The 2,063-nt window shown below is 71.7% G+C and carries 3 protein-coding genes; 1 reads left to right on the top strand and 2 read right to left on the bottom strand.

Annotated elements, in window-relative coordinates; translation table 11 throughout:
* On the bottom strand, positions 1-425 hold a 425-nt coding region (locus tag AB0J09_RS63235; RefSeq protein ID WP_360713937.1), incomplete at its 3' end, for an alpha/beta fold hydrolase.
* Between the two features lie 60 nt (positions 426-485).
* Complete coding sequence (locus AB0J09_RS63230) at positions 486-1,046, bottom strand: helix-turn-helix domain-containing protein (protein ID WP_360713935.1); 561 nt, start codon at positions 1,044-1,046, stop codon at positions 486-488.
* Between the two features lie 90 nt (positions 1,047-1,136).
* Between AB0J09_RS63230 and AB0J09_RS63225 the strand changes: the two genes are divergently transcribed.
* The gene (locus AB0J09_RS63225; RefSeq protein ID WP_360713933.1) at positions 1,137-1,886 is read left to right on the top strand and encodes a glucose 1-dehydrogenase; all 750 of its coding nucleotides are present in this window, start codon (positions 1,137-1,139) and stop codon (positions 1,884-1,886) included.
* The last annotated feature ends 177 nt before the right edge of the window (positions 1,887-2,063 follow it).

The raw sequence follows: 2,063 nt of genomic DNA, 5'->3' as shown, positions 1-2,063 counted from the left end.
ACGTGATCGAGCGGGGGCCGCTCGCGCATCCGTTCCCGGCGTCCGGGCGTGACGTGCGGCATCGCCGAGAGCACCAGCGCTGACAGCCGCGATGAGTCGCGGGCCGCCACCTCCAGCGCGATCACGGCGCCCGTGTGGTGGCCGACCAGGGCGACCTGGGAGAGGCCGAGCGCGTCGAGCACCGCCTCGACGCCGTCGGCGAAGCGCTCGATGCTGAACTCGCCGGTGCCGGCCGACTGCCCGAAGCCGAGCGTGTCCAGCGCCATGGCGTGCACGTGGCCGCCCGCGATCGGCAGCACGCGGATGTACTCGGTCCACGACCGCGGGGTCTGGTGCAGGAACAGCACCGGCGGGCCGCTCCCGCATTCGGCGAGGTGCATCTGGCCGAACCGGGTGTCCACGTATCGGCGCCGCACGCTTGTCATCGGTCACCACCGTTCTGCTGATGCCGGGCCTCCGCAGCGGATGCTAGCCGAGGACAGGCCTCAGGGCTCCATGCCTTTGCGGAGCAGCGTCCACACCCGACCGGCGACCTCGCGCCGGTGGGGCGCCGGGGTCTTGGCGAGAGCCCCGGCGAGCATGCCGACGACCAGCACCAGATCGTCGGCCGTGACGTCATCGCGGACGGCGCCCGCGCGCCGGGCGTCGGGGAGCATGCCCGTCAGAAGGTCCGCCACGCGGTTGCGCACCTCGAGGATGCGGGGGTCGGGGTCGATCGGGGGCATGGTGACCATGTCGATGAACGCGGTCGAGGCGATGGTCTGCTCGGTGATCAGGGCCAGCACGTCGTCGAGGGTGGTGCCGGGCTCGGCGGCCAGCGCCTCCAGCTGGGTGACGCCGTCCTCGAACACGGCCATCGCGAGGCTGGTGCGGTCGGGGAAGTGCCGGTAGAGGCTGCCCTGGCCGACCCCCGCCGCGCGGGCGACCATGCTGAGCGGCGCGTTGTATCCGGCGCTGGCGAAGACCTCGCGAGCCGCCGCTATCAGCGCCGCCCGGTTTTCCGCGGCGGCGCTCGGTCCTCTGTTCGGTCGACGGGAGTCCGGCACAGCGGTTATGGTAGCAACCGGACAATCGTGTCCGGTTGTTGCGCCGCAGATGGACGGGGCTCGGCACCCGCTGATCGGAAGGACGGACTCTTGAGCACCTTTGACAGCAAGGTGGCCCTGGTCACCGGAGCGGGGTCCGGGATCGGCCGGGCGATGGCCGTGGCGTTCGCCAAGGCGGGCGCCCGCGTCGTGGCCTGTGACGTCAATCCGGAAAGCGCCGAGCAGACCGCCGCCGCCCTCGGGGACGTGGCCGTCGCCGTGTCCGCCGACATCGCCGACGAGACCTCGGTCGCGGCGCTGGCCGAGGCCGCGATCAGCGCGTACGGGCGCATCGACGTGCTGTGCAACAACGCCGGGATCATGGACACCATGGCGCTGCCCGCCGACATCCCCCTCGAGCTGTGGGAGCGGGTGCTGCGGGTCAATCTGACCGGCACATTCCTGGTCACGCACGCGGTCCTGCCGCACATGCTGAGCCAGGGCGGCGGCGCGATCGTCAACACCGCGTCGGAGGCCGGGATCCGCGGCGGCGCCGCCGGTGCCGCCTACACCGCGTCCAAGCACGGCGTGGTCGGTCTCACCCGCAGCGTGGCCTGGGCGTACGCCAACGACGGCATCCGCTGCAACGCCATCCTGCCCGGTCCGACCATGACCAACATCGCCACGAACACGTCCTTCGACCCGATCGGCGCCACCCGGCTCGGCCCCGTGCTCTCGCTCGGCGAGCGCATCGCCCAGCCGGAGCAGATGGCCGACGCCGCCGTCTTCCTCGCCTCCGACGCCGCCTCATTCATCAACGGCGCGATCGTCCCGGTGGACGGCGGCTGGTCGGCGGCCTGACCGCCGTCGCGCCACCCGGCCTCATCGTGGGTCCTTCACCATGAGGCCGGGTGGTGGCGGTCCTAGTGCGTGGGGACCTCGCGGCCGGCTCTTTGTTGTGGCGTTCACTGATGGGTCGGTGGAGCTGGTCTCGGTGAAACACCGGGAAGAGGACCAGGGCCCTTGGACGATCGCAGA

It is taken from the genome of Nonomuraea sp. NPDC049784 (assembly GCF_040659615.1).
In the GTDB taxonomy this organism is placed as follows: domain Bacteria; phylum Actinomycetota; class Actinomycetes; order Streptosporangiales; family Streptosporangiaceae; genus Nonomuraea.
Note: the sequence above shows the minus strand (reverse complement) of the source record. Positions and strands in the feature narration are given on the sequence as shown.